Source organism: Campylobacter sp. BCW_6461 (assembly GCF_001762735.1).
Lineage (GTDB): Bacteria > Campylobacterota > Campylobacteria > Campylobacterales > Campylobacteraceae > Campylobacter_D > Campylobacter_D jejuni.
This window is the reverse complement of sequence record NZ_MJXJ01000023.1, coordinates 36391-62298: the sequence shown is the minus strand read 5'-3', so window position 1 is coordinate 62298 and position 25908 is coordinate 36391. Positions and strand designations below refer to the sequence as shown.

General features: G+C 30.0%; 23 protein-coding genes. 18 read left to right on the top strand and 5 right to left on the bottom strand.

Translation table 11 applies throughout. The features are described 5' to 3' along the window. The first annotated feature begins 124 nt into the window (after nucleotides 1–124). The gene (gene ispG, locus AJ882_RS05355; protein ID WP_002854766.1) at nucleotides 125–1198 is read left to right on the top strand and encodes a flavodoxin-dependent (E)-4-hydroxy-3-methylbut-2-enyl-diphosphate synthase; all 1074 of its coding nucleotides are present in this window, start codon (nucleotides 125–127) and stop codon (nucleotides 1196–1198) included. A gap of 29 nt (nucleotides 1199–1227) precedes the next feature. Here the strand turns inward: ispG and flgH are convergent, their stop codons facing one another. Continuing rightward, a complete protein-coding gene (gene flgH / locus AJ882_RS05350) occupies nucleotides 1228–1926 on the bottom strand; it encodes a flagellar basal body L-ring protein FlgH (RefSeq protein ID WP_002864738.1) in 699 nt (232 codons plus the stop codon). 89 nt (nucleotides 1927–2015) lie between these two features. Here flgH and pta point away from each other — a divergent pair, with 89 nt between their 5' ends. Together pta and AJ882_RS05340 are read left to right on the top strand one after the other, a co-directional pair. Next, nucleotides 2016–3521: a phosphate acetyltransferase gene (pta, locus tag AJ882_RS05345; protein WP_002864739.1), complete on the top strand. Its 1506-nt coding sequence runs from the start codon at nucleotides 2016–2018 to the stop codon at nucleotides 3519–3521. A gap of 13 nt (nucleotides 3522–3534) precedes the next feature. After that, entirely contained in the window at nucleotides 3535–4725 is a 1191-nt protein-coding gene (locus AJ882_RS05340; RefSeq protein WP_002864740.1) for an acetate kinase, read from the top strand. 27 nt (nucleotides 4726–4752) lie between these two features. Here the strand turns inward: AJ882_RS05340 and AJ882_RS05335 are convergent, their stop codons facing one another. Beyond that, nucleotides 4753–8505, bottom strand: coding sequence for an Eco57I restriction-modification methylase domain-containing protein (locus AJ882_RS05335; protein WP_011049761.1), 3753 nt, complete (start codon nucleotides 8503–8505; stop codon nucleotides 4753–4755). Nucleotides 8506–8654: 149 nt separating this feature from the next. Between AJ882_RS05335 and AJ882_RS05330 the strand changes: the two genes are divergently transcribed. Next, nucleotides 8655–9146: a hypothetical protein gene (locus AJ882_RS05330; RefSeq protein ID WP_002852223.1), complete on the top strand. Its 492-nt coding sequence runs from the start codon at nucleotides 8655–8657 to the stop codon at nucleotides 9144–9146. Here the strand turns inward: AJ882_RS05330 and AJ882_RS05325 are convergent. Both AJ882_RS05325 and rsmH read right to left on the bottom strand, forming a co-directional pair. Beyond that, nucleotides 9134–10072, bottom strand: a complete 939-nt coding sequence (locus AJ882_RS05325) for a hypothetical protein (RefSeq protein ID WP_002867634.1) — start codon at nucleotides 10070–10072, stop codon at nucleotides 9134–9136. The two genes, AJ882_RS05330 and AJ882_RS05325, sit on opposite strands and share 13 nt — an antisense overlap. After that, nucleotides 10072–11010, bottom strand: a complete 939-nt coding sequence (gene rsmH / locus AJ882_RS05320; RefSeq protein WP_079254349.1) for a 16S rRNA (cytosine(1402)-N(4))-methyltransferase RsmH — start codon at nucleotides 11008–11010, stop codon at nucleotides 10072–10074. The genes AJ882_RS05325 and rsmH overlap by 1 nt, the downstream gene beginning before the upstream one ends. Before the next feature lie 158 nt (nucleotides 11011–11168). Between rsmH and AJ882_RS05315 the strand changes: the two genes are divergently transcribed. The 5 genes from AJ882_RS05315 to flgG all read left to right on the top strand — a co-directional run bounded on the left by AJ882_RS05315 (nucleotide 11169) and on the right by flgG (nucleotide 16960). Next, nucleotides 11169–12659, top strand: a complete 1491-nt coding sequence (locus AJ882_RS05315) for a peptidylprolyl isomerase (RefSeq protein WP_002867632.1) — start codon at nucleotides 11169–11171, stop codon at nucleotides 12657–12659. Next, nucleotides 12656–14044, top strand: coding sequence for a cell division protein FtsA (gene ftsA / locus AJ882_RS05310; RefSeq protein ID WP_002859607.1), 1389 nt, complete (start codon nucleotides 12656–12658; stop codon nucleotides 14042–14044). Before AJ882_RS05315 ends, ftsA begins: the two co-directional genes overlap by 4 nt. A 15-nt stretch (nucleotides 14045–14059) precedes the next feature. Beyond that, nucleotides 14060–15172: a cell division protein FtsZ gene (gene ftsZ / locus AJ882_RS05305; protein WP_002852071.1), complete on the top strand. Its 1113-nt coding sequence runs from the start codon at nucleotides 14060–14062 to the stop codon at nucleotides 15170–15172. A gap of 155 nt (nucleotides 15173–15327) precedes the next feature. Further along, nucleotides 15328–16140 (top strand): flagellar hook-basal body protein, encoded by an 813-nt coding sequence (locus tag AJ882_RS05300; protein ID WP_002852052.1) that lies wholly within the window; start codon nucleotides 15328–15330, stop codon nucleotides 16138–16140. Between the two features lie 28 nt (nucleotides 16141–16168). Continuing rightward, nucleotides 16169–16960, top strand: a complete 792-nt coding sequence (flgG, locus tag AJ882_RS05295) for a flagellar basal-body rod protein FlgG (protein WP_002852142.1) — start codon at nucleotides 16169–16171, stop codon at nucleotides 16958–16960. Nucleotides 16961–17025: 65 nt separating this feature from the next. On the opposite strand, the gene glnA is transcribed toward flgG, so the two are convergent. After that, the gene (gene glnA / locus AJ882_RS05290) at nucleotides 17026–18456 is read right to left on the bottom strand and encodes a type I glutamate--ammonia ligase (RefSeq protein WP_002867631.1); all 1431 of its coding nucleotides are present in this window, start codon (nucleotides 18454–18456) and stop codon (nucleotides 17026–17028) included. A 202-nt stretch (nucleotides 18457–18658) separates the two neighbouring features. On the opposite strand from glnA, the gene AJ882_RS05285 reads away from it, so the two are divergent. From AJ882_RS05285 to AJ882_RS05245, 9 genes are read left to right on the top strand one after another with little or no spacing between them, the layout of a single operon-like run. Next, the gene (locus tag AJ882_RS05285) at nucleotides 18659–19354 is read left to right on the top strand and encodes a hypothetical protein (RefSeq protein ID WP_002867858.1); all 696 of its coding nucleotides are present in this window, start codon (nucleotides 18659–18661) and stop codon (nucleotides 19352–19354) included. Continuing rightward, entirely contained in the window at nucleotides 19351–20604 is a 1254-nt protein-coding gene (locus tag AJ882_RS05280) for a peptidase U32 family protein (protein WP_002867857.1), read from the top strand. The genes AJ882_RS05285 and AJ882_RS05280 overlap by 4 nt, the downstream gene beginning before the upstream one ends. Continuing rightward, nucleotides 20605–21099, top strand: a complete 495-nt coding sequence (gene purE, locus AJ882_RS05275; RefSeq protein WP_002852194.1) for a 5-(carboxyamino)imidazole ribonucleotide mutase — start codon at nucleotides 20605–20607, stop codon at nucleotides 21097–21099. A gap of 9 nt (nucleotides 21100–21108) precedes the next feature. Further along, entirely contained in the window at nucleotides 21109–21645 is a 537-nt protein-coding gene (locus AJ882_RS05270) for a DUF3972 domain-containing protein (protein ID WP_002867856.1), read from the top strand. Nucleotides 21646–21656: 11 nt separating this feature from the next. Continuing rightward, nucleotides 21657–22520: a glycine--tRNA ligase subunit alpha gene (gene glyQ, locus AJ882_RS05265; protein ID WP_002867855.1), complete on the top strand. Its 864-nt coding sequence runs from the start codon at nucleotides 21657–21659 to the stop codon at nucleotides 22518–22520. Further along, nucleotides 22507–23232, top strand: a complete 726-nt coding sequence (locus tag AJ882_RS05260; RefSeq protein WP_002867854.1) for a Nif3-like dinuclear metal center hexameric protein — start codon at nucleotides 22507–22509, stop codon at nucleotides 23230–23232. The genes glyQ and AJ882_RS05260 overlap by 14 nt, the downstream gene beginning before the upstream one ends. A 9-nt stretch (nucleotides 23233–23241) precedes the next feature. Further along, the gene (locus tag AJ882_RS05255; protein ID WP_002856929.1) at nucleotides 23242–23958 is read left to right on the top strand and encodes a zinc ribbon domain-containing protein; all 717 of its coding nucleotides are present in this window, start codon (nucleotides 23242–23244) and stop codon (nucleotides 23956–23958) included. Beyond that, the gene (waaA, locus tag AJ882_RS05250; protein WP_002867853.1) at nucleotides 23955–25112 is read left to right on the top strand and encodes a lipid IV(A) 3-deoxy-D-manno-octulosonic acid transferase; all 1158 of its coding nucleotides are present in this window, start codon (nucleotides 23955–23957) and stop codon (nucleotides 25110–25112) included. Before AJ882_RS05255 ends, waaA begins: the two co-directional genes overlap by 4 nt. Beyond that, the gene (locus tag AJ882_RS05245) at nucleotides 25093–25845 is read left to right on the top strand and encodes an RluA family pseudouridine synthase (RefSeq protein WP_002867852.1); all 753 of its coding nucleotides are present in this window, start codon (nucleotides 25093–25095) and stop codon (nucleotides 25843–25845) included. The genes waaA and AJ882_RS05245 overlap by 20 nt, the downstream gene beginning before the upstream one ends. Nucleotides 25846–25908 lie beyond the last annotated feature (63 nt).

The following is a 25908-nucleotide window of genomic DNA, read 5'->3' as shown; positions in this document are numbered from 1 at the left end:
TAATTTATATATAATTCATAAATATTTAAATGTCATGAAATTTAAATATATTATCAAAAATAAACTTTAATTAAAGCAATAAAAAGTTAAAATTTGATATTAAAATTTTTCAAAGAGTGAAGTTATGGAGTATAAAAGATTTAAAACCAGACAAATCAAAGTAGGAAATGTTTTAATAGGCGGTGATGCACCCATTTCAGTTCAATCTATGCTTTTTACTAAAACAAGAGATATAGAAGGTTCTTTAGAACAAATCAATCGTCTTTATTTTGCAGGAGCAAACATAGTGCGTTTGGCGTGCTTGGATATGGCTGATGCAAGGGCTTTAAAAGAGATTAAAGCTAAAAGTCCTCTACCTTTAATCGTAGATATTCATTTTAATCATAATTTGGCTGTATATTGTGCTGAATTTATCGATGGCGTGCGTATAAATCCTGGCAATATAGGCTCTAAAGAAAATATTAAAGAAGTGGTAAAAGCATGTAAAGAACGGGGTATCCCTATACGCATCGGTGTAAATCACGGCTCCATAGAAAAACAATTTAGTGATAAATTTGGTTATGGTGTCGATGCCATGCTAGAAAGTGCGATGTATAATATCAAGCTTTTAGAGGATTTAGACTTTTTTGATATTAAAATTTCCATGAAGACTTCAGATGCTCAAAAAACTATAGAAGCTTATGAGAGATTAAGACCGCTTTGTGATTATCCTTTTCACTTAGGGGTAACTGAAGCAGGAACTAAATTTCATAGCACTGTAAAAAGTTCTATAGCTTTAGGAAATTTACTTCTTAAAGGTATAGGCGATACTATGCGTGTTTCTATGACGGGTGAGCTTGAAGAAGAAATTCGTGTAGCAAGAGCAATTTTGCAAGATAGCGGAGTACAAAAAAGCGGAGTAAATATTATTTCATGTCCAACTTGCGGTAGGATTCAAAGTGATTTGTTAAGTGCGATTAAAATCGTAGAGGAAAAAACCAAGCATATAAAAGAACCTTTAAACATCAGTGTCATGGGTTGTGTGGTAAATGCTTTAGGCGAAGCCAAGGGCGCTGATGTGGCTATAGCCTTTGGGAAAAATCAAGGACTTGTCATAAGACATGGTGAAGTTGTAGCTAAATTAAAAGAAAGTGAACTTGTAGATAGATTTTTAGCTGAAGTTGAAGATGAGGTTAAAAGTAGGGCTGTAAAAGAATAAAAGCCTAAAAGCAAGGTTTAACCTTGCTTTTAGAATGGCCATATCGCTTCTATAACTTTACTACCCCAAGGTTTTCTTGTGCTTCTATCCACTTCTCCTTCTGTTTTATATAGAATTTTAGCATCTGCTATATATTTACTATCTATAGTATTGTCTTGACCGATGTCATAAGGACGAATAACACCGCTTAATTGTATGATTTGCTTCTCTCCGTTGATTAAAAGCTCTCTTGAACCTTCGATAAAATAATTACCATTTGATAAAATTTTAATTACACGTGTTGAAATTGTAGTATTGAAACTTTCATTTCTACTTTGTGAGCCTGTTCCTGTGTAGTTGTTTGAACTATTGGTTTGAAAGCCTATATTAGAATAAGCATTGACTTTATTAAGAGCATTAGCTACCACTCCTGAACTTCCTGTTAAAGCACCTCCGCCTAAATTTGAGGTATTAGTTCTACTTGTTGCTTTATTAGCTTGTGTGCTTTGAGTGGTACTTTCTTGTATAACAACTGTAACTAAATCATTTACATTCATAGCTTTTTTATCTGAAAATAAAGGATTATCCCCTTTGCCAAAAAGCGATCCTGGTGCACTTTCTACATTATTGCTTTGTTTTGGTGCAAGTTCTTCTACATAAGCAGGTGGTTTCATTGAAATTTGCGGATCAACCGTTGCAGAACAACCAAAAAATGCAAACGGTAACACATAAAATAAAACTTTTTTCATTTTCGTCCTTTAAAATATGAATTTTTATTTTTCTTTGTTAAAATTAGAAAAAGCAAAGAGTGTTCCACATTTATAAATTCAAGGAGAAAATGATGGCAAATCTTTATTTGATGAGATCTAGAAGTGATGAGTTAAATACTATTATTAGTACAAATTTGCTTAAAAATTATAGCAAAATTTACAAAAATATCGCAATTTATTGCCCTGTGATATACATACATCGCGTTCCTGTTTTGCAGGGTTGGTTGGAAGAATTTAATATCAATCAAACCGTAAAAAGCGCTTATGGTTTTACCTTTAGAGAGGCAATGGAGGAATTTAGCAAAGATCCTCATAATTTTTTTAATGTTATTTTAGAAGAATACGAAGAGTTAAAACGCAAATACGATTTTGTGCTTGTAAATAGTTTTTGCGAATTTGGAATACTTGATGGATTTGATCTTAGTATAAAATTGGCTAAAAATCTTAATACCCCTATCGCTGCTATTATTAACGATGAAGATAAACTTATAGCTCAAAAATATTTTGATCATGCTCTAGATGGTCGTAATTATGTTTTGATTAATGAAAATTTTAATTTTGAAGAAGTGCAAAAACTTAAAGAATATGATTTTATAACTCCTCATCGTTTTAAATATGAATTAATCAAACAAAGTATAAAAAATAAAAAAACCGTTGTTTTGCCAGAAAGTAATGATGAGAGAATTTTAAAAGCTGCTGAAATTTTATTAAAAAGTAAAGTTGTTGATCTTATTTTATTGGGCGATGAAGAAAAAATCAAACAAGATGCTACTAGATTAAGTCTTGATTTAAGTGCTATGCAAATTATGAATCCACTTAATTCAGAATATAATCAAGAATTTACTTCTATTCTTTATGAAGCAAGAAAATCTAAAGGCATGAGTTTAGAAGAGGCTAAGATGCTAGTTCAGGATAAAACTTATTTTGGAACTTTGCTTATACATACTGGAAAAGCTGATGCTATGGTTAGTGGAGCATCAACTACTACAGCTGAAACGATTCGCCCAGCATTACAGCTTATTAAAACCAAAGAAGGTATTAGTTCCGTTTCAGGAATTTTCTTTATGGGGCTTGAAGATCAAGTTTTAGCTTTTGCTGATTGTGCTGTAAATCCAAGTCCAACTGCCGAACAGCTTGCAACTAGTGCTTATGTAAGTGCTATGACTGCTAAATCTTTTGGACTTGAACCAAGAATAGCTTTGCTTTCTTATTCTAGTGGCGATAGTGGTAAAGGGGAAAGCGTAGATCTTGTAAAAGAAGCATTAAAGATTGCTAAAGAAAAATACCCTGAGTTAAATATAGATGGTCCTATGCAGTTTGATTGCGCTTATGATCCAAAGACTGCAGCAAAGAAAATGCCAAATTCTAAGATAGCAGGCCATGCAAATGTATATATTTTTCCTGATCTTAACGCAGCAAATATTTGTTACAAAGCAGTTCAAAGAACTGCTAATGCTTTAGCAATCGGTCCTATTTTGCAAGGTCTTAAAAAACCTGTTAATGATTTAAGTCGTGGATGTTTGGTAGATGATATTGTAGATACTGTTATTTTAAGTGCTATACAAGCTCAATAGAAAGGAATAATAAATGAAAATTTTAGTTTTAAATTCAGGTTCTTCATCGATTAAATTTAAATTTTTTGATAATAAAATCGTTAAAGCCAGTGGATTGGTAGAAAAAATTGGAGAGCAAAATTCAAAGGTTGTATTAAAAAATACTTTAAATAACGAAAGTTTTGAAAGAGAATTAACAATAAATAATCACGAAGAAGGACTTAGTATAGTCAACGAGCTTTTTAAAGAATCAGGAATTTTAGCAGATTTAAATGCTCTTGATGGCTGTGGTCATCGTATAGTTCACGGGGGAAGAAATTTAAGTGAGCATTGTTTAGTAGATGATTATGTTCTTAAAGAGATAGATAGGGTTAGTATTTTTGCTCCTTTGCATAATCCTGCCCATTTAGCAGGTATAAAAACAATGATCAAAGCTGCACCTAGTGTTGCTAATGCAGCTATTTTTGATACAGCTTTTCATCGCACTATGCCTGATTTTGCTTATATGTATGCTTTGCCTTATGATTTTTATGATAAGCATAATATTAGAAGATATGGTTTTCATGGGACTTCTCATGCTTATGTTAGTTCTAGAGCGGCAAAATTTCTTCAAAAAGATCAAAATGAATTAAATGTCATCTCTGCTCATCTTGGAAATGGTGCAAGTGTATGTGCTATAGAAAAAGGTAAGAGTATGGATACTTCTATGGGCTTTACTCCACTTGAAGGACTTATTATGGGAACGCGTTGTGGAGATTTAGACCCTGCTATTTTACCTTTTGTTAGTCATCTTAAGGGTTTAACTATAGAAGAAATAGATACACTGATGAATAAAAAAAGTGGAGTATATGGAATTTGCGGTTATAATGATTTTAGAGATATAGAAAGAGAGATAGAACAAGGTAATGATAAAGCACGCTTGGCTCTTGATATGTTTTGTTATCGTCTTGTTAAATATATAGGATCCTACTTTGCTGTGTTGCCAAAAACCGATGCTATTATTTTTACAGGTGGTATAGGAGAAAATGATAGTTTGGTTCGACAAAAAGTATGCGAGAGATTAGCTCATCTTGGTATCGAGTTAGATTTTGAACTTAACAAACAAAGGATTTCGGGCGAAAGAATGATAAATCATGCAAATTCTAAACTTAAAGTGCTTGTTATTCCTACAGATGAAGAATTAGAAATCGCTAGAATCACAGAAGAACTTATCGGTAAAAATTAAATTTTAAAAACTATATAAATCTTTCATTTATATAGTTTTTAGCAAGGTTGTATATTCACTTTGCTTTTCATTTAAAACTTTAAAAGTGCTTATCATGTAAGAAAATTCATCATCACTTAAATCATAAAGTTTTTTAACCAATAAATCATTTTTTGCTCTTAAGATATCATAAGCCTTTTTAGTTTTTGGAATTTCTTCATTTTTTATATTAAATTCTTGTTTTAGCTCATCAAAATGATGATTTTTATCATTGTAAAGCTGTAAAAGCAAAGCATTTTTAGCGAGGGTTTTATAAATTTCATTGTTTTGAATTTCTTCATCACTTGGTTGAGGCAGAGGAATTCTTTCTAGATAGGTTTTGCTTACATTGATTTGCACCATATTTCTTATGATAAAATCAACCACTAAAGAATTAAACAAAGCCAAAACAAATAAAATTCTTTCATAAGGCACTATATCCATGCAAATTGCATCATCTTTTACAATATATTGTTTCGGAATATTAGAATAAACACTATTTCCGCACCCGCAATTTTTTGGCAATAAAGAAGCTATCAAGGTTCTTTCATTTGTATCGCTTGCAATAGTTCTATATCCAAGTCTAAAAAATTCTCTATCGTATTTTATCAATTTAGGATTTAATTCTTTCCCAGTAGCTTTTTTAGCTCTTGAAAGTTCTTTGCTTTTTAATCGCTCGTCAAATTTAGCCTTTTCTAAAAAATAAGTAGCTTGGCTAAAATTTGTATCAAACTGATGTATCATTTTGCCTTCAAATAAAGGCAAAAGTCCTTCCCTAAACTCTTCTATAAACAAATCTTTATCATTTGTCATATGAAGTTCATTTACAAAATCTATATAATCAAAAGACAAGTTTTGAAAAGCATTGTAGCATTTTCTTAGAATTTCTAAAGCCTGTTTGTCTTTTAACTCCATTAAAGCTAGGTGAGTTGGGCTTAGTTTTTTGATATCTTTTAAACTTAGAGTTAAAATTTCATCTTTGTTTTTTAATGGGTTCATATCTGTTTTATAAAACATCGTTTTGATTTTGTGAGTGTGATTTGCTTGTGTGTTTTTTACTTGCATAAGAGCAAATTTATAGCTTTTATGCACATCAGCAAATATAGCTTGTCTATTTTCAAAACTATAAAAATATTCTAAAGTTTTATTTTCTAAAATTTCTTTTCTTAAAGTTAAGCTTCCATCTTCAAACATCAAAGCACTAGGAAGTACATAAGCTAAATTTCCATCTTGTTTTAAAAGAGAAAGATTTTTTTCTACAAAAAGACGAAATAAATTTCCATCTCCACTGCCTTTGTTTAAAGGATAAGCTTTTTTATAATACTCGCTTAAATCATTTATATATGCTTTTTGTTTTTCATAATTTTGCTTTATATAATCTTTCGCTAGCAAATTGTCTTGAATTTCTTTTTTCTTGCTAGCGATTAAGCTTCTATAATCGCTTTTATATTGCGGAAAGAAATCATCGTCACTAAATTTAGTTTTATCCCAAGGTGGATTACCTATGATGATATCAAAGCCTTTAAAGACTTGATTTTCTACGATTTCAGGAAATTCTAACTCATAGTTAAAGAAATTAAATTCTTTTTGATATTTGCTAATGACAGCTTTTGCTTGTTCATTTTGGCTTAAATTTTGTATATCATCTTGACTTAGGGCTTTTAGAATTTGTAATTCTTCTTTGTTGACAAAATGAAGCGTGTTGATATAGTTTAGATATAAATTTAGTTTCTTAAGTTTTGGTGTGATTTCATTTTGATAGATTTGTTTAGATTGTTTGATTTGTTCTTCGTTGGTATCTTTTAGATTGTCAAGTTTTTCAAATACTTCTTGTAAAATTTCAAATTCTTGTGTTATGGAATTTGTAAAAAGGTTGCTTGAGTTTTGTTTTATCAAATCTTTAAAATCACTTAGGTTAGAATTTATCAAAGCATTGCCGCACTTTATGTGGTGTTCTATAAAAGAAAGTGGGGTTGTAAAGATAAAACTATCTATCCAAAGGCTAAGTTTAGTAAGCTCTATGCTAAAAGGGTTTAAATCCACTCCATAAATAATGCGTTTTAGTAAAAGTCGTTTTAAAATATCACTCTCATCTACTTCATAGTCTTGCACAAAATCTTTTATATGATTTAAAATATTTTCTTTTTCTTCTTCGTAAAGTTCTTTTAAATTTGTAAAATGATCAAAATCTGATAAAACAATGTGTGTAATAGCGTTTAAAACTCCAACTAAAAAATGTCCACTACCGCAAGCATTGTCTAGTATTTTAAATTTCAAAATATTTTCATTGTTTAGTTTGTCTTTTAAAGCACTTTGGATTAAAAAATTAGCTATGGATTGAGGTGTGTAAAAGCTTGCGCTTGCTTTTCTTGAGTTGCTAGTATTTTTAAGGTAAATTTGTCCTTTTTTGTAAAAGGTGTATTTTTCTACTTTTTTTGATTTTTCTAAAATTTTGAAATCATAATTATCAAAATAACATTCTATTTCTTTTGATTTTTCTTTATAGCTTACATAGTAAATATCTTCATTTGCTATTTCAAAAAAATAAGAAAGCAAGCCTTCATAAATCGTGCCTAAATGTTCTACACTTAAAGTTTTGTAATCTCTTTTAAAGCTTAGATTTTTATCTTTAAAATTTAATAATTGGTTTAAAATGAATTTTAAATCTTTATCGTTAAAGATTTTTGGCGTGCTTAAAAGAGCGGTTTTGCTCTCATCAAACAAACCGCCATTAAAAACAGGCATGTCAAAATTGCCTTTGCCTTTGTTGTAAATGTTGAAAATATTTTCAAGTTCTCCAAAGCCACCACTTGAGCTTTCATCTTCTTGTAAATTTTCAAGTAAGGTTCTAAGACTGATTTTACTTTTAAAATACTTATGTTTTTCTAGTATAATTTCAAATTTATCTTCAAAATAAGCAATAAATAAAAGCCTAAAGATAAAATATAAAGAATTTTCATAGATTAGTTTTAAATCCGCCTTTGTTTTATTGTAAATTCTAGAGCCTATGAATTCAAATAAAGATTCATTTCCATTGGTTCCGTAAATGATAGATTTTAAATCATCTTCTATTTTGATTTTTGAAAGTTTATTGTTTTGTAGAGTTATTTCTAAATGATCTTCTTTTTCTGTGAAATTAAAAGCGCTAAATACACTATAAAAATACGCAAAAGCTTCAATATTTTGATCTTCAATGATTTTTTCTAGATTGATTTCGTAAAAAACTTTGTTTGAATTCAGTATAGAATTATCATAAAAACGCCAAAATCTACCATTGGTTAAAAAACCATAATTTTTCTTAAGATTGCCTAGATATCTTAGAATTTGAAAGTGAGGGTTGTCTTTTACTTTTTTATTGTCTATTTCTATATTATAAGCTTTTGACTCTAAAATGATTGTGAAATCATTGCTTGATTTTTTTGTTTCTTTGTCTAAATTTTCGTATTTTGATTTTAATTTGTCATTGCTAAAAAGTAGAAAATCAGGTTTTTCCAATTTTCCTTGTATGATTTTTTCATCTTGTCTTACAAAGCACCACCCTAAAATTTCTAATACTTTTGATATAAATTCATCTTCAAATTGATGTTCGTTTTGTTTTATAAATTTATTTTTGTCGTAAATTTTTGTAATTTTAGTTAAAATATCTCTAAAGGCTTTTTGATTTGCGTTGAAATTATAAATCTTAGGAAAGTCAATTTCTAAAGAATAGCTTGTAAAAAGATTATTGTTGAGGTATTTTTTAAGTTCTTGATAGTAATTCATGGCTTTCTTTCTAAAGTATTTTTAAAAATTTGACATTTTAAATTATATCTAAAAAACTTTAAAGACTTGTGCTTATTTATGAAAATGATTTTTTAGTTGGAATTAATTTTCTTTGGATAAAATTTTAATTAAAAAATAAAGCGTGGATTATGAAAAAATTTAAAGAATTTAGCCTTCGTTTTTTATTTAAAGTATCAGAGCAACCTGTTCTTATAAGAGATTTATTAGAGGCAAATGCACTTTTTAACGATGGAATGCTTGTAGATCCTTCTAAGCTAAATTTTAATTTCAAAATTCTAAATTCTTATATTTATTTTGGTGTTTTTTGCGCTGTGATTTTATTGCCATTGCTTTTGATTACTCATTATTTTTTAACAAAGCTTGACTTTCATATAAGCATAGTGAGCGCTGTTATGGTTACTGCTTGTGTATTTATAGGATATGATATTTTTAAAGTTTATACTCGCAAAATAATCTCAAAAAAAATAATACAAAAAGCCTGGGCTTTACACTTTCCTTATTTTGCTTATGAAAAGTACTCTACAATGGCGGGTGAATTTTATAAAGAAGCTTTAAAAGAAGAAATTCCAAAAGCAAATTTAGAGCAGTATGTTTTAGATAAGATTATTCATTCTAAATAATCTAAAATTTGATTTTGGAATCGCATATTTTCAAGTCTTCTTTTTAAGTCTTTATTTTCCTCGTTTAAAACACTTTCTTCTGTTCTTAATGTAGCAATCTCTCTACTAAGATAATAAATTTGATTTCTAATATAAATTTGTGGGGCAAATAAAAATAATGCAAAACTAACAAGTAAAGCTGCAAAAAGAAGATGATTGAAGTTTAGGTTTCTATCTTCTTTGGTAGCATTAGAGAAGCCTTCTAGTAAAATATTTTTTGCCTTTTGAGCATCTTCATCATTTTGTTGTTTTTCTTGAGCTTGATTAGATGGTTTTGGAAGTTCTTGTTTATTTTCTTGTGGTGTTATTTTTTTTTGTAAATTTTCTAAACTTTTCTTGATATTAGGTTGATTTTTAACATCTAGTTTTTTTTCTATAATTAGGGGTTTTTGTATTTTAGTTTCTGTTTTTTGAATTTTTTCTATAGAATTTGTAAGTCCCTTTTTTTCTTGTTTTGTTTGAGTGGTAGCTTGATTGCTTTTTGTTTGAATTTGTGTTTTGGTTTGGATATTTTTTATTTCGTTTGCTTTTTTTCTGCTAAATAAAAAATTTTTTTTAGTTTTTTTATTTTCTCCTTTTCTTCTTTCTTTCATTTTGGAAAAAATTTTTTTAGCAAGAGATTGCTTTTCTTCTAATTTAACATTGATTAGATCTTCTTTTAAATATATATTTGATTTTTTAGTATGTTTTGACTCATACTCTTCATCGAGTTCTTCTAAGAATTTATTAGGAGTCTTTTTTTTAAAACGACGTCTTAAAATATCATCGCTAGAAATTTCATCTCTTAAATCATCATCAAGCGGTTTGCCTTGATTTATGGCGCGAGAAAATTTCAGCATTTTTTGGCGTATGTTTTGGCGTTCTTTTATAAAATCATCTTCTAGCATTATTTATTATCCAAATTATTAAAATAAAAAGCCCGCATTTTAGCACAACTAGAGCGAGAATTTTTTAAAAGTTCTTCCTTGCTCGCACTTATAGCTTTTTTAGTTATTATTTGTCCTAGGCTATGGTTATTTCCACATTCGCAACGCATTATTTTTTCATTACAAATGCAGTTTTTTGACCATTTTTTGAAAAATTGTTTTACTATTCTATCTTCTAAAGAATGAAAGCTAATGATAGCTAAAATGCAATTTTTTGGTTTTAAATTTTCTAAATGCCCAAGAAAATCTTTAAGCACTTTAAGTTCTTGATTTACTTCTATTCTAATGGCTTGAAATGCTAAAGTAGCTTTGGAAATTTTTCTATGATTTTGTTTACCTTTTCCTATGATTTGATAAAGCTCTTTGGCACTTTTGATTGGATTTTTACTTCTTTCTAGGCAAATTTTTTCAGCAATAAAATGTGCATCATGTAATTCTCCATAATCTTTAAAAATGGAAGTTAATTGCTCTTTTGTATAAGTATTAATAATCTCATAAGCCGATATTTTGGAGTTTTGATTCATTCTCATATCCAAAAAGTCAGAATTTACACTAAAACCTCTTTCGTTATTATCAAGCTGAAATGAAGAAACTCCAATGTCTGCTAAAATACCTCTTAATTCTTCTTTATGTGAAATTTTTTCTAAAACTTCACTAAAATTACTTTGCATAAAAGTTATCCTATTGCGAAAATCTTTAAGACGTTTTTTAGAAAATTCTAAAGCTTGTTGATCTTGATCACAAGCAATGAATTTAAGATCAGGATGATTTTTAAGCAAAGCTTCACTATGTCCGCCAAATCCTAAAGTGCAGTCTAAAAAATAACCTGTTTTAAGATTTTTAAAAATCTCTTGAACTTCATTAAGCAAAACTGGGATATGAGGAATTTCCAAAATCAATCCTAATAAATTTTTATAAACTATAATTATAACTAAATTTCATTGTAAAAATCATAAAATTTAAAGAACAAATATTTTTTGGTAAAAATTTTATAATTAAACTCCACTTAAACACTTCTACGATACAATATCTGGTTTAAATTTAATCAAGGAATGATATGCTTACTTGGATGCAACATCACAAAAAATATCTTGTTGTTACTATATGGGTTAGTACTATAGCTTTTGTTGGCGCTGGCTTTTTAGGTTGGGGTGCTTATGATTTTAATCTCAATAGAAGTTCGAGTGTTGCAACTGTAGGAAATGAAAAGATAGGTTTTAGCGAATTTGATACTAGATATAGACAAATTTTAAGTTATTATAATCAAATTAGCAATGGTGCTTTAACTCCAGAAAATGCTGAGCAACTAGGCATTAAAAATATAGCTTTAAGCTCTCTTGTTGAAGATAAGCTTTTGTTAAATTTTGCCAAAGATTTGGGTATTGGTGTAAACGAGAATGAAATTTTACAAAAACTTGCAAATACTAGAGAATTTCAAGATCCTACAGGGGATTTTAACAAAACAATTTATTATGAACTTTTAAATGCCAATAATTTAGCTCCAAAAGATTATGAAACACAACTTGCAAATGAAGTAATTACCGATAAACTTAATCAAATTTTTAATATTCCTAGCAAAGATGAGGAATTAAAAATGTTAGCTTCTAGTTATTTTATGCAAGATGCTTTAAGTATTGCAAAAATTGATTATGACAAAAAAAATATTAAGATTAACGAAGAGGATTTAAAAAAGCTTTGGAATGAACATAAAGAAGATTATAAAACTAAAAAAATATATGAAATTTCAACTTATTTTTTGCCAGTTAGCAATGAGAAAATTGACGACAAAGAATTAGAAAAATTTTATAATCAAGATGAAAATAAACTAAAATATAAAGATTTTGCAGGTAAAGTGATGGATTTTCAGTCTGCTAAAAATGAAGTTGCTAAAGATTACGCCTTAATGCAACTAAAGAATGTGGCTAATGCTAAATTTTTAGATTTAAAAAATGGGAAAGATAATTTTCAAAAAGATCAAAATATTAGTGAATCTGATGTTTATTATCCAATTGATCTTTTGAGTAAAGCTAAAAATGGAGATGTTTTACGGCCAGCACCTTATAATAACGGATATATCATAGTTAAACTAAATAAAGTAGATCCTATAAGAAATAAAACTTTTGAAGAAGCTAGAGAAGAAGTTTTACCTATGTATTTAAGCGAACAAACTAGAAAAAATTTAGAAGAAAAAGCTAAAAATAGTTTAGTAAATTTTAAAGGCGATGATATAGGCTTTGTAAGTCGAGATAGTTCTCGCGAGAGTGTAAAGGTTAGCGATAAAATATTAAACGATTCTGAATTTGCTTATTTTTTAATGAATGTATTTAATACTGATCAAAATAGTTCTTATGTGGTCATTAATGACAATAAAGCAATATTATATAAAATAAATAAACAAAAATTAGATATGAACTCCGATAAATTTGAACAATACAAAACTATGCTTGAACAAAATTTGCAAAATTTAAAAGCAAATGAGCTTAAGCAAGAACTTGTTGATGAACTTAAAAAGATATATCCGATAAAAATTTATTATAAAGGGAATTGATTTTGAATATATTAGGAATTGACTTAGGCTCAACCCAGACTTGTGCCATTATTGCTCAAAAAGATGAAGATGGATTAAAAATTATTGGTTTTTCCAAGTCGAAAACCAACGGGGTTAAAAAAGGTGCCATTACCAATATAGAGCTTGCTTCTAAATCTATTGAAGAGGCTGTTAGAAGTGCTGAGATGATGAGCGGAGTTCATTATGATAGGGTTGTGGTGTCTATATCAGGTGCTTATACTAAAAGCGTTGATAGCATAGGTGTTGTTAATATTCCAAATCATGAAATAGGCATTAAAGAAATTCATCGTGCTGTAAGTACAGCTAAGCATACTGCCAATCTACCAAGTGGTTATGAAATTATCCATGTTTTGCCTTATAATTTTAAGGTTAATGATCTTGAACATGTTGATGATCCTTTGGGAATGAGTGGTAATCGTTTAGAAGTTTCAACCCATATAGTGATTTCACAAGAATCTCATATTAAAAATCTTAAGAAAGCAGTTGAATTAGCTGATTTAAGAGTGGATAATATAGTTCTTTCAGGATATGCTTCAGCTATAGCTTGTTTAGATGATAGCGAAAAGGAATTAGGTGCTGTTTTGATTGATATGGGTGGAGCGATTTGTGATATGGTTGTTCATACTGGAAATTCAATTAGATATAATGATTGTTTGCAAATTGGCTCGATTAATATCACCCAAGATTTATCAATGGCATTGCATACACCTTTAAAAGAAGCAGAAAAAATCAAGCTTAATTATGCAGCTCTTTCACAACAGCCTAATACCCTTATACAAATTCCTTCAATGGGTGATGAAAGAAAAGTTAATGAAGTTTCTTTGGATATTATTTCAAACGTAATTTATGCAAGAGCGGAAGAAACTTTGATGATTTTGGCAAAAATCTTAAGTGATAATCGTTATGCCAATGCTATAGGTGGCGGAGTTGTTTTAACAGGTGGAATGACTAAGTTAGCAGGTATTGATGAGCTAGCTCCTGCAACATTTGATAATCGCTCAGTTAGACTGGCTACTGCAAGAAAAGATTTGATTACTGGTTTTAGTGAAATTTTTAATGATCCTGAAAATACTTGTGCTATAGGACTTTGTTTATATGGAGCGGGATATTTTACGCCTTATGAACTTGATTCTAATGAGAAATTAAGATATAAAGGGGAAATTGAAAATTTTAATCGTCAAATTAAACAAGATATTGTTTTGCAAAAAGATACAGAAAGTGAAATAAAATCTGATTTTTTTGATGAAAATTTGCAAGAAAATGATACAATTGCAATACAAGAACAATTAGATTTTAAAGAGCCAAAAGAAAAAAAACCTAGTGTTTTTTCAAATATCTGGCATAAAATTATGAATCAATTTTAACAAGGAGAAATTTTTATGAGTGAATTTTTAGTAGAAGAAATGCAACATAATAAAGGTGCAAAAATTAAGGTTATAGGCTGCGGTGGCGGTGGCGGTAATATGATCAATCATATGGTTAAAATGGGATTAAATGATCTTGATTTAATTGCAGCGAATACTGATGCACAAGCTATTTCAATTTCATTAGCAAAAACTAAAATTCAACTTGGCGAGAAAAAAACTAAAGGTTTGGGCGCTGGTATGCTTCCTGAAGTAGGTGCAGAAAGCGCTAGAGAAAGTTTTGAAGAAATAAAAGCAAGTCTTAGTCAAAGTGATATTGTATTTATTGCTTCAGGTTTTGGTGGAGGTACTGGAACGGGTGCCACTCCAGTTATTGCACAAGCAGCTAAAGAGATTGGAGCTTTAACTGTTTCTGTTGTAACTATGCCTTTTGCATTCGAAGGAAAACAAAGAAAAAAACTTGCTGAAAGCGGTCTCCTTGAGCTTAAAAAAGAAAGTGATTCTATTCTTGTAATTCAAAATGAAAAATTATTGAGCATTATTGATAAAAAAGCAGGCATTAAAGATGCTTTTAGGTTGGTTGATGATATTTTAGCTCGTGCTGTAAAAGGTATGGTGTCTATCTTACTTGATAATGGAGATATTAATGTTGACTTTGCGGATGTAAGAACCATCATGAGTCATCGCGGACTCGCGCTTATGGGTGTTGGTAGTGCTAGCGGTGAAAATGCTATAGAAGAGGCTCTTTCAAACGCTATAGAATCTCCTTTGCTTGATGGAATGGATATTAAAGGTGCCAAGGGAGTTATTTTACATTTTAAAACAAGTTCTAATTGCTCTTTGTTTGAAATTTCGGCAGCAGCAAATAGTATACAAGAAATTGTTGATGAAAATGCTAAGATTATTTTTGGTTCTACCACAGATGATAGCATGGAAGATAGAGTTGAAGTAACTATTATTGCGACAGGGTTTGAAGATAAAGATACAGTAGCTAAAAAATCTACCGAAGAAGCTCAAGCTTCTAAGAAAAATCCTTATTTAAGTCTTAAAAAGGTAAGCGGTGGTTACGATGAAGAGATAATGGCGCAAATTGAAACACCAACTTTCTTGCGTCGTCAAATGGATTAAAATTGATTTTTAAAGCAAGATTGAGTCAAATCTTGCTTTTTATAGTTTAAAATTCTCTCCTAATAATCTTTCAAATATTTATTTTTCTTTGTTTTTAAAAGTTGGAACACTCTTTGCTTTTATAGTTATAAAATCTTAAATTTATAGGTGAAAATATGCAAAATGGATATTATCAAGCAACTGGCGGAATGGTAACTCAGTTTAATAAACTTGATGTGATTACTAATAATCTTGCCAATATCAATACAAGTGGATATAAAAGAGATGATGTGGTTATTGCAGATTTTAAAAGGATTTTTAAAGAAACTCAGGATGAGTTGCCTATAGAAAATCACACAAGAGATGCATCTCGTTTTGTAAATACTACAATAGATAGAATCCCACAAGTTTCTCAAGAATATACGGATTTTAGCCTAGGTTCTTTAAAGGCCACAAACAATCCTTTGGATTTGGCAATGACTAGAGAAGATGCTTTTTATTTGGTTCAGACCAAAGATGGAGAAGTAAGATTAACCAAAGATGGAAATTTTCAACTTGATGATGAGGGTTATTTGGTAAATAAGCAAGGATACAAGGTATTAAGTAGTGATTATTTTAATAATCCTCAGAATGCTGGCATACGCATTCCTAATGGTGCTGTTCAAATTAGCGTTGATAAAAACGGAAGCATTGAAGTTGATGGAGCTCAAAATGCAAGATTATTTGTAGCACAAGTAGATGATATAAGAGCTTTGCAAAAAGATGGGGATAATGTCTATAAAATAGATGATCTAACCCGTATTAGAGATTTGAAAAACTCCAATGCTATTCGCCAAGGTTTTTCTCAGGGATCAAATGTTAATCCAGTTACTGAAATGGTAGGACTGATTGAAGCAAACAGAATGGTAGAAATGTATCAAAAAGTTATGACAGCTCATATGGATGACTTAAATCAAGAAGCTATCAATAAGCTTGCAGCTGTTAAATAATTTAAAATAAAATAAAAAAGGATTCAAGATGATGAGATCACTTCATACTGCTGCTACAGGAATGGTAGCGCAGCAAACACAAATTGATGTTACTTCAAATAACATCGCCAATGTTAATACAGCAGGTTTTAAGAAAAGTCGTGCAGAATTTGCTGATCTTATGTATCAAGTTATGAAGTATGCAGGAACTTCAACTTCAGCTACTACTCTTTCTCCTTCGGGTATAGAAGTGGGTGTGGGTGTTCGTCCAACAGCGGTAACTAAAGTTTTTACTGAAGGAAATTTAAAATCAACAAGTACTGATGGTCTTGATATGGCTATTGCAGGTAATGGGTTTTTTCAAATACAACTTCCTGATGGCACTATAGGATATACTAGAAATGGGCAATTTACAAAAGATAATGAAGGTAATATTGTAAATTCAGATGGCTATAGACTTTTACCTGAAATGACAATACCTGAAGGCGCAACAGCAATTAATGTTGCTACAGATGGAACCGTTTCTGTAATGCTACCAGGGGAGCAACAAGAAACTCAAATTGGCCAAGTGGAGCTAGTTCAGTTTATAAATCCAGCGGGTCTTCATTCTATGGGTGATAATCTTTATCTCGAAACAGGAGCAAGTGGTGCACCTGTTGCGGGTATAGCAGGACAAGATGGGCTTGGAACAATAAGACATGGATTTATAGAACTTAGTAATGTTCAGCTTGTTGAAGAAATGACAGATCTTATCACAGGACAAAGAGCTTATGAAGCGGGTTCTAAGGCCATTACAACAAGTGATGATATGCTAGGAATTGTAAATCAGCTTAAGCGATAGTTGATATAAAATAAATAATTTTTAATTCTTTTTTGTTTAATGGCGTGTTAAACGCCATTAAATTTTTAGCAAGAGTAGCAAGTTTTAAATTCATAAGCAGTTGGACGAGCTTCTACTGGCCAAACTTGTGTTTCAAATTTTAAATGCTGATAGTCATCGATAAAAATATCGCTCATTACAGGTTTTAAATAAGAATTATGTCGGATTAAAGCTTCTAAACTTCCTCTTAGAGTATGTGGTAATTGCTCTATCCCTTTTTCACGTATTTCATCCAAAGTAAGATCAAATAAATTTTCATCCATAGGACCCACAGGAATGGTTTTATTTTTGATTCCATCAAGACCTGCCATTAAAAGACTAACAAAAGCTAAATAAGGATTAGCAGTGCTATCAGGGAAGCGAATTTCTATACGAGCTGAATTTTTACCTATGCCATAAGGAACGCGACAACTTGCTGATCTGTTTTGACAAGAATAAGTTAAAATACAAGGAGCTTCAAAGCCAGGAACTATTCTTTTGTAAGAGTTGGAACTTGGATTTGTAAAAGCTGCAACACTTCTAGCATTTTTTAAAATTCCACCTATATAATTTATAGCAGTTTGACTAAGTCCACTGTATCCATCTTTATCGTAAAATAAATTTACTCCATTTTTCCATAAGCTCATATGAACATGCATACCATTGCCATTATCTCCGTATAAAGGTTTTGGCATAAAAGTGGCAGTTTTGCCATTTAAATGAGCTACCATTTTTACAACATATTTATAAATTTGAACATTGTCAGCTGCTTCTACAAGCGTGCCAAAATTTACTCCTATTTCAGCTTGTCCTTGTGCAACTTCATGATGATGAACAAAAGTTTTAAGACCTACTTTTTCAAGGGTTTGAACCATTTCAGAACGAATATCTACTAAAGAATCAATTGGCTGAACTGGAAAATATCCACCTTTGTTTCTTGGCCTGTGTCCAGTATTGTAGCTATCGGTAAATTCTCTATCATCATTCCACTCTCCTTCTTCGGTATCAACTTCATACTTAGAACAATGAGCAGTATCAACTATTTTTACACTATCAAAAACAAAGAATTCATTTTCTGGTCCAAAGTAAGCAGTATCAGCTATGCCACTATTTTTAAGGTGTTCCATTGCTTTTTTTGCTATGCTTCTTGGACATTTTTCATACATTTGTCCTTTGTAAATATCATACACATCACAAAATACTATGATAGTAGGATCAGCCGTAAAAGGATCTAAAAAAGCACTTTGAGCATCAGGTTTTAAAATCATATCTGATTTTTCTATAGGTTGCCATCCATGAATTGAGCTTCCATCAAATGGAATGCCAGTTTGAAATGTTTCTTCATTGATTGCATGAAGATTATAGGTAATATGATGCCAAGTTCCTATCATATCTGTAAAACGAAAATCAACAAAAAGCACTTCATTTTGTTTGCAAAATTTGAAAAAATCATCTATATTATTAACAAATTTTCCCATATTTTTACTCCTTTATGTAATTAAATTTATAAAATTATATCATAAAATTTTTAATTAAGATTTAATTAATATATTTTTTTTAATAAATTTAAAAATTTAATTTAAAAAGATTAAAAAATAAAAATTTATATTTTTGTTTTAGATAAAATTGATTATAATTTTGAGCAATTATTGAAAATCTAGATTTAAAAAAGGGAAAAAAATGACTCAAGAAGAGCTTGATGCTTTGATGAATGGTGATGTTGATCTTGATTCAGAGACAGAAGCAGAGGTAAAAACCGAAGAATCGAATACCGAAGAAGATGCTTTGATGTTAGAAGATGTCAAAATAGCTGATTACAAACCTAATCCTAGCGTGGTATGGCCACCACCCCCACCAAATCAGGAGCATAAAGTTGTACATCAGTTAGATGATGTTACAAAAGATAGCGAGCTTAAAGCAACGGAAATGATGGATAAGCTTGAAAGTATTAATAATTTTTTTGCGGATTCTGAAAGTTTACTCAAAGAGATAAATAAAGCAATAGAAAAAAATATTGATATTTTTTCTAAACTTAGTGAAAAATTTCCTAATGTGGAAAGTTTCAGTGAAGCTTTAGAATTAAACAATCAAGCTAAAAAAAGTTCTAAGGAGATTGTCGGAAATCTTCAAAGCGGACAAGATGAAGTGATGATGGCAATGGATGCAATGCAGTATCAAGATATACATCGTCAAAAAATCGAACGTGTTATTAATGTAATGCGTGCTTTAAGCCGTTATATGAGTTCCTTATTTGAAGGTAAAATTGATGATAAAAAACGTGTAAGTTCTGCAGTGCATATTGAAGGTGATAGTACTGCTGATGTTGTAAGTAATGATGATATAGAAGCTTTAATTGCAAGTTTAGGGCAAAAATGATCATTCCTGAAATAGTAGCTCCTGCAGGAAATTTCACAAAATTAAAAATTGCTTTAGCTTATGGCGCAGATGCGGTTTATGCGGGTGTGAATAATTTTTCTTTAAGATCACGCACTGCAAGAGAATTTAATTATGAAAGTTTTGAAGAAGCTATTAAATATACCCATAAGTGTGGTAAGAAAATTTATGTTACTTTAAATGGTTTTCATTTAAGCTCCCAAATTGAAGGTTTAAAAAGACATATTTTAAAATTGCGTGAGATGAAACCTGATGCTTTTATTGTAGCTTCTGTTGGAGCTATGCGTCTTGTTAAAGAACTTGCACCTGAAATTTCTTTACATGTTTCTACTCAGGCAAATATTTTAAATTATTTAGATGCTCAAGTTTATAAGGATATGGGTGCTAAAAGGGTTGTAATTGCCAGAGAATTAGGGCTTAAAGACGCTAAAGCTTTAAAGGAAAATTGCGATATTGAACTTGAAGCTTTTGTGCATGGTTCTATGTGTTTTGCTTATTCAGGGCGTTGTTTAATAAGCTCTGTGCAAAGTGGAAGAATGAGCAATCGTGGATCTTGTGCAAATGACTGTAGATTTAATTATGAGCTTTATGCTAAAAATCCAGAAAATGGCACTTTATTTCGCTTAGAAGAAGATGAAAATGGTACTCATGTGTTTAATTCTAAGGATTTAAATCTTTGTTCTTATATAGAAAAAATCATGCAAGAAAATTGTATCAGTGCTTTTAAAATAGAAGGGCGTACTAAAAGCGAATATTATGTTGCGCTTACAACAAGGACTTATAAAATGGCCATACAAGATGCTTTAGAGAGTAAATTTGAGTCAAGTAAGTATGAAAAAGAGATTACTACACTTAAAAATCGTGGTTTTACAGATGGTTATCTTGTTTCGCGTCCTTTAGAAAAAACCGACACGCAAAATCATAATACAAGCATAGAAGAAGGTTCTCATCAAGTGCATGCTATAAGCGAAGATGGAAGCTTTTTTAAATGTAAAGGGAAAATCGTTTTAAACACGCCTTATGAAATTTTAGCCCCTTTAGGCGATGTGATTCAAACTTGCGATAATGAACTAGGTAAAATTTATCAAAAAGAGGATAAATATTTTATAGAGTTTAAAAAACTCATTGCTAAAAACAATAAGGAATTTAGCGAAATTCATAGTGGCAATGAACATGAAATCCAATTACCAAATAAAATCAGTGCATTAAGTTTTTTAAGAAAGGAAATATAGATGAATTTTGTTTCTATTTTAATGGGAAGCAAGAGTGATTATGAGACTATGAAAGAGGCTGCTAAAACTTTAGAAAGTTTTGGGGTAAAGTATGAACTTATTATCTCATCAGCTCATCGTAGTCCAAAAAGAACAAAAGAGTATATTGCAAATGCTGAAGAAAAAGGTGTGAAAGTTTTTATAGCAGCAGCTGGAATGGCAGCGCATTTAGCTGGAGCTGTTGCAGCTTATACAACAAAACCTGTTTTGGGAGTGCCTATGTCAGGAAGCAATCTTGCAAGTATGGATTCTTTGTTTTCTACGGTGCAAATGCCTAGTGGAATTCCTGTAGGAACTTTAGCTATTGGTAAGGCTGGAGCAATCAATGCTGCTTATTTGGCTATGCAAATTTTAGCTATTTATGATGTTGATTTAGCACAAAAGCTTAAAGAAGATCGTCTTGAAAAAGAAAAAAAACTTGTATCTGATTCAAAAGAAGTAGAAGTTTTATTATAAGGGATAAAAATGCAAACCTATCTTGAACTTGAAGAATTTTGTAAACTTGTGCATTTAAATGAAGATGTGGTTAAAGGTATGATGGCTAATGGGGCTTTAAATTTTAAAGAAGAAGAGGGTAAAATTTACATCGAAGCTCATCAAGGTACTTTTAGTGTAGTACCTGGTTCTGCAAAATCTCAAACTACAATGGTAAATTCAATGACTTTAGCAGGGGAAAGTTTTGTTGAAAAAACAATAGGAACTATTTTAAATTTACATGAAAAAGTTTTAGATGCTAAAGATGAAACACTTGAAGCATTAAAAAATGAGAATAAATTTTTAAAAGATGCTCTTTATTCTATGCAAGAACTTTATGATGAAGATAGAAAAACTATAGAAACCTTAAACAATGAGCTAAAACATGCGCGTGAAGAGATAGAATTTCTCAAGCGTAAATATAAATTAATGTGGAGTAAAACTGCAGAAATTTTTGGAGCTAAGACAGAGCCTGATTTGGAAATGAATAAAAAATTAGAAAAACCTATTGAAAATATGGAACAATAAAGAGAGATACAATGACTTTTTCACAAATGATACTTAATTTACAAAATTATTGGCAAGAGCAAGGTTGTGCGATTATGCAACCTTATGATATGCCAGCAGGTGCAGGAACCTTTCATCCAGCAACTTTTTTAAGAAGTTTAGGAAAAAAACCTTGGGCAGCTGCTTATGTGGCTCCAAGTAGAAGGCCTACTGATGGACGTTATGGTGAAAATCCTAATCGCTTAGGTGCTTATTATCAATTTCAAGTTTTAATTAAACCTAGTCCTGATAATATCCAAGAATTATATCTTAAAAGTCTTGAAAATTTAGGTTTTGATTTAAAAAGTCATGATATTCGTTTTGTTGAAGATAATTGGGAGAGTCCAAGTTTGGGTGCTTGGGGTTTAGGCTGGGAAGTATGGCTTGATGGTATGGAAGTCACTCAATTTACTTATTTTCAGCAAGTTGGTGGTATAGCGGTAGATTTAGTAAGTGCTGAAATTACCTATGGTCTTGAAAGAATAGCCATGTATCTTCAAAATGTTGATAATGTTTATGATATAGTTTGGAGTGAATTTAATGGAGAAAAAATTAAATACGCAGATGTGCATAAGCAAAGTGAATATGAATTTAGTAAATACAATTTTGAAATAAGTGATGTTAAAATCTTAAATGAGCAGTTTGAAAATTCTTATAAAGAATGTAAAAATATTTTAGAGCAAGGACTAGCTTTGCCTGCTTATGATTATTGTATGCTTGCTGCACATACTTTTAATCTTTTAGATGCAAGAGGATCAATTTCTGTAGCACAAAGACAAGATTATATGTTAAAAATTCGTGAACTTTCAAAAAATTGTGCTGAAATTTATAAGAAAAATTTAAATGAAGCTGAGTGAAATTTATAATTTTTTAGATCAATTAAGTCCCTTTAATATCCAAGAATCATGGGATAATAGTGGAATTTTGCTTGGAGATAGGGATAGTGAAATTTCAACTGTTTATTTAAGTTTAGATATTGATGAAAATATCATTAAAGAAGCGAGTGAAAATTCTTTAATTATCACACACCATCCTTTGATATTTAAAGGTTTAAAAGATTTATATGACAAGACTTATCCTAGAGCTTTTATTAAAGAAATGATTTGTAAAAATATTTCTTTAATCAGTATGCATACAAATTACGATTTAAGTCATTTAAATACTTATTTTACGGAAGAAATTTTAGGTTTTAAAATTTCTTTTAAAGACGAATTTTTAATTTATGTAGAAAATTCTATGTCTTTTGAAGCTTTGTGTGACTGGGTGAAAAAAAAGTTAAATTTGCAAATTTTACGTGTAAGTGATTGTGGTAAAAAAGACATTAAGCGTATTGCTATATGTACTGGAAGTGGTGGGGATTTAATTTCTAAAGTAGATGCGGATTGTTTTTTAAGTGGAGATTTTAAATATCATCAAGCTTTAGAGGCGCTTAGTAATCAAATCAGTCTTATTGATTTAGGTCATTTTGAAAGTGAGAGATATTTTTCTCAATGTTTAGCAAAAGACTTGAAAAATTTGCCACTACAAGTTATAATAACAGTTTCAAAAAATCCATTTCAATATTTTTAAGGAAAATAAATGAATAAATATCTCGAACAATTAGTGCTTTTATCAAAAATAGATCAAGAAATTGATAGTTATGAACCAAAAATAGACAGTATTAATAGGACTTTAAAAGATGCTGAGTTAAAAATAGGAAAAATCAACACAGATTTAGAAAAAATCGATGAAGAAATCAAAGATATAGAAAATCAAAAAGTGCAAAATAATGCTCATATTTCTGAGTTTTCAGCAAAAATTAAAGAGCTTTCTAAAAAAAGTGGCGCAGTAAAAACAGAAAAAGAAGCTAATGCTTTAAAAATTGAAGAAGATATTGCAAAAGAGCAATTAGACGCTGCAAATGATGAGATTGTAAGACTGGATAAAATTTTAGAGAATAAAGAAACTTATAAAAAAGAACTCGAAGAAGAAAAAATCAAACAAGAGCAAAATATTAATGAGATTAGAGTAAGTATTAAATCTGAAATGGAAGTTCTTGAAAAAGATAGAATGAGTGTTTATGATAAAAAAACCAAACTTGTGGGCGAGATGAATCAAAAAGTTCTAAGTTTTTATGAGAAAATTCGCAAATGGGCGAAAAATACTGCTGTAGTACCCGTTAAGAAACAAGCATGCTATGGATGTTTTATGAAAATTTACGATAAGACCTATCTATCTGTTGTAAAAGGCGAAGAGATTGTAACTTGCCCCCATTGTGGAAGAATTCTTTATAAAGAGCAAGAAGAACAAAATTGATCTTTTTTTATTATTTTTTAACTTGGACGGCATTTTTATTTTGTGCTGTCTTTATTCTTTTGCTTTCTTTTTTAAAATCCAAATACAAAACTAGTTTAAAATCCCGATTTTTTCTTTATAAAAATTTACATCAAGAAAAAGCTGATGTACATTTTCATGCTTGTTCTTACGGGGAGGTAAGAAGTATTAAAACTTTGGTTTTGAAATTTGATTCAAGAATAACTACTATTACTCAAACAGGTTTTGAATGTGCAAAAGAATTTTGTAAAAAGGTAAATTATCTTGCTTTTGAAAATTTTTTGCCTTTTTGGTTTAAACCTTGTAAGGTTTTGGTAATTTTTGAAGCAGAATATTGGCTTATGCTTGTTTTTATGGCACGTATTTATAAGGCTAAGATTATTTTGCTTAATGCAAGAATATCTGATAAATCTTATCATTCTTATCAAAGATTTTCTTTTTTTTATAAAAAAATTTTTTCTTATATTGATGAAGTTTTTGCTCAAAGCGATTTAGATAAAGCAAGACTTGAAAGTTTGGGAGCTAAAAATGTTAAAATTTTTAAAAATATTAAGGCAAATTTAGAAATTAAAAATAATAAAATTTATGCCAAACCTAAGGAAAAGCTTATCATTTTTGCTAGTACGCATAAAGATGAAGAAGAGCTTTTGCTTGATTATTTTAAACTAGAAGAAAATGAAAAACTCATTATCGCCCCACGACACCCTGAGCGTTTTAAAGAAGTTGAAAATTTGCTTTTAAACAAAGGTTTGGAATTTGAAAAATTTAGTTCTTTAAAAGATGAAAATAAGAAATTTGCTAAAAAAATTTTGCTTTTAGATGCTTTAGGAGAGCTTGTAAATTTTTATACAATTTCTGATGTTGTTGTGCTTGGAGGTTCTTTCATAGAAGGCATAGGAGGACACAATCCTATAGAAGTGGCATATTTTGACAATGTATTAATCAGTGGGAAATTTATTCATAATCAAAAGGCTTTATTTGAAGAAGTAGAAAATGTATATTTTTGCGAAAATTTAAAAGATTTAAATGATAAAATTCATTATTTAAATTTAAAAGCTAAAATTTCCAAAAAAGGAAATTTAGATCTTATCATACAGACCATACAAAAGGGAATTGATGCAAGAAAAAGCTTATAAACTCTTAGCTTTGCAAGAAAAAATTTCAAATCGTGAAGCTAAAGATTTGATTGATAAGGGTTGTGTTTTTTCACATGGAAAAAAAGTTGTGGTTGCTAGAGCTTTGATGAGCGATAAGGCAAGATTTAATGTGATAAAAGCTAAAAATCCTCAAATTATTTTTGAAGATGATAAGATTATTGCTATTAATAAACCTTATGCTTATGTGAGTGAAGACTTGGAGAAAAAATTTAATGCCAAGCTTTTAAATCGTTTAGACAAAGAAACAAGCGGTGTGATTTTGCTTTGTAAAGATGAAGATTTTAGAAAGCTTTGTATAGAAGAATTTAAAAAACACAGGGTTTATAAAAGTTATATTGCGGTTTTAGATGGGGTTTTGGCTGAAGAGGTTGAAGTGAATGAGCCTATTTTTACCATAAAAGCAAAAGGTGGGGCATTAAGTAAAGTTTCAAAAGATGGTTTAAGTGCCTTAAGTATCATTACTCCTATCATGATGCAGTCAAAAAAAACCTTAGCAAAAATAGTCATTCAAACAGGTAGAACTCATCAAATCAGAGTGCATGCTAAATTTATAAAACATGGCGTTGTAGGTGATGAAAAATATGCTAAAATTTCAAGCGATAGAATGTATTTACATAGTTATGAAATTAAAATTTTTGATTATTATTTTAAGGCTGAGCTAGATAATAGTTTTGCAAAAGTTGGCTTTGAGATAAAAAATTTAGATTTTTAAAGCCATTTAAGAAAAAATTTTGTATAATGCAAGGTTTAATTTAAAAATTTTATAGAAAGGTGA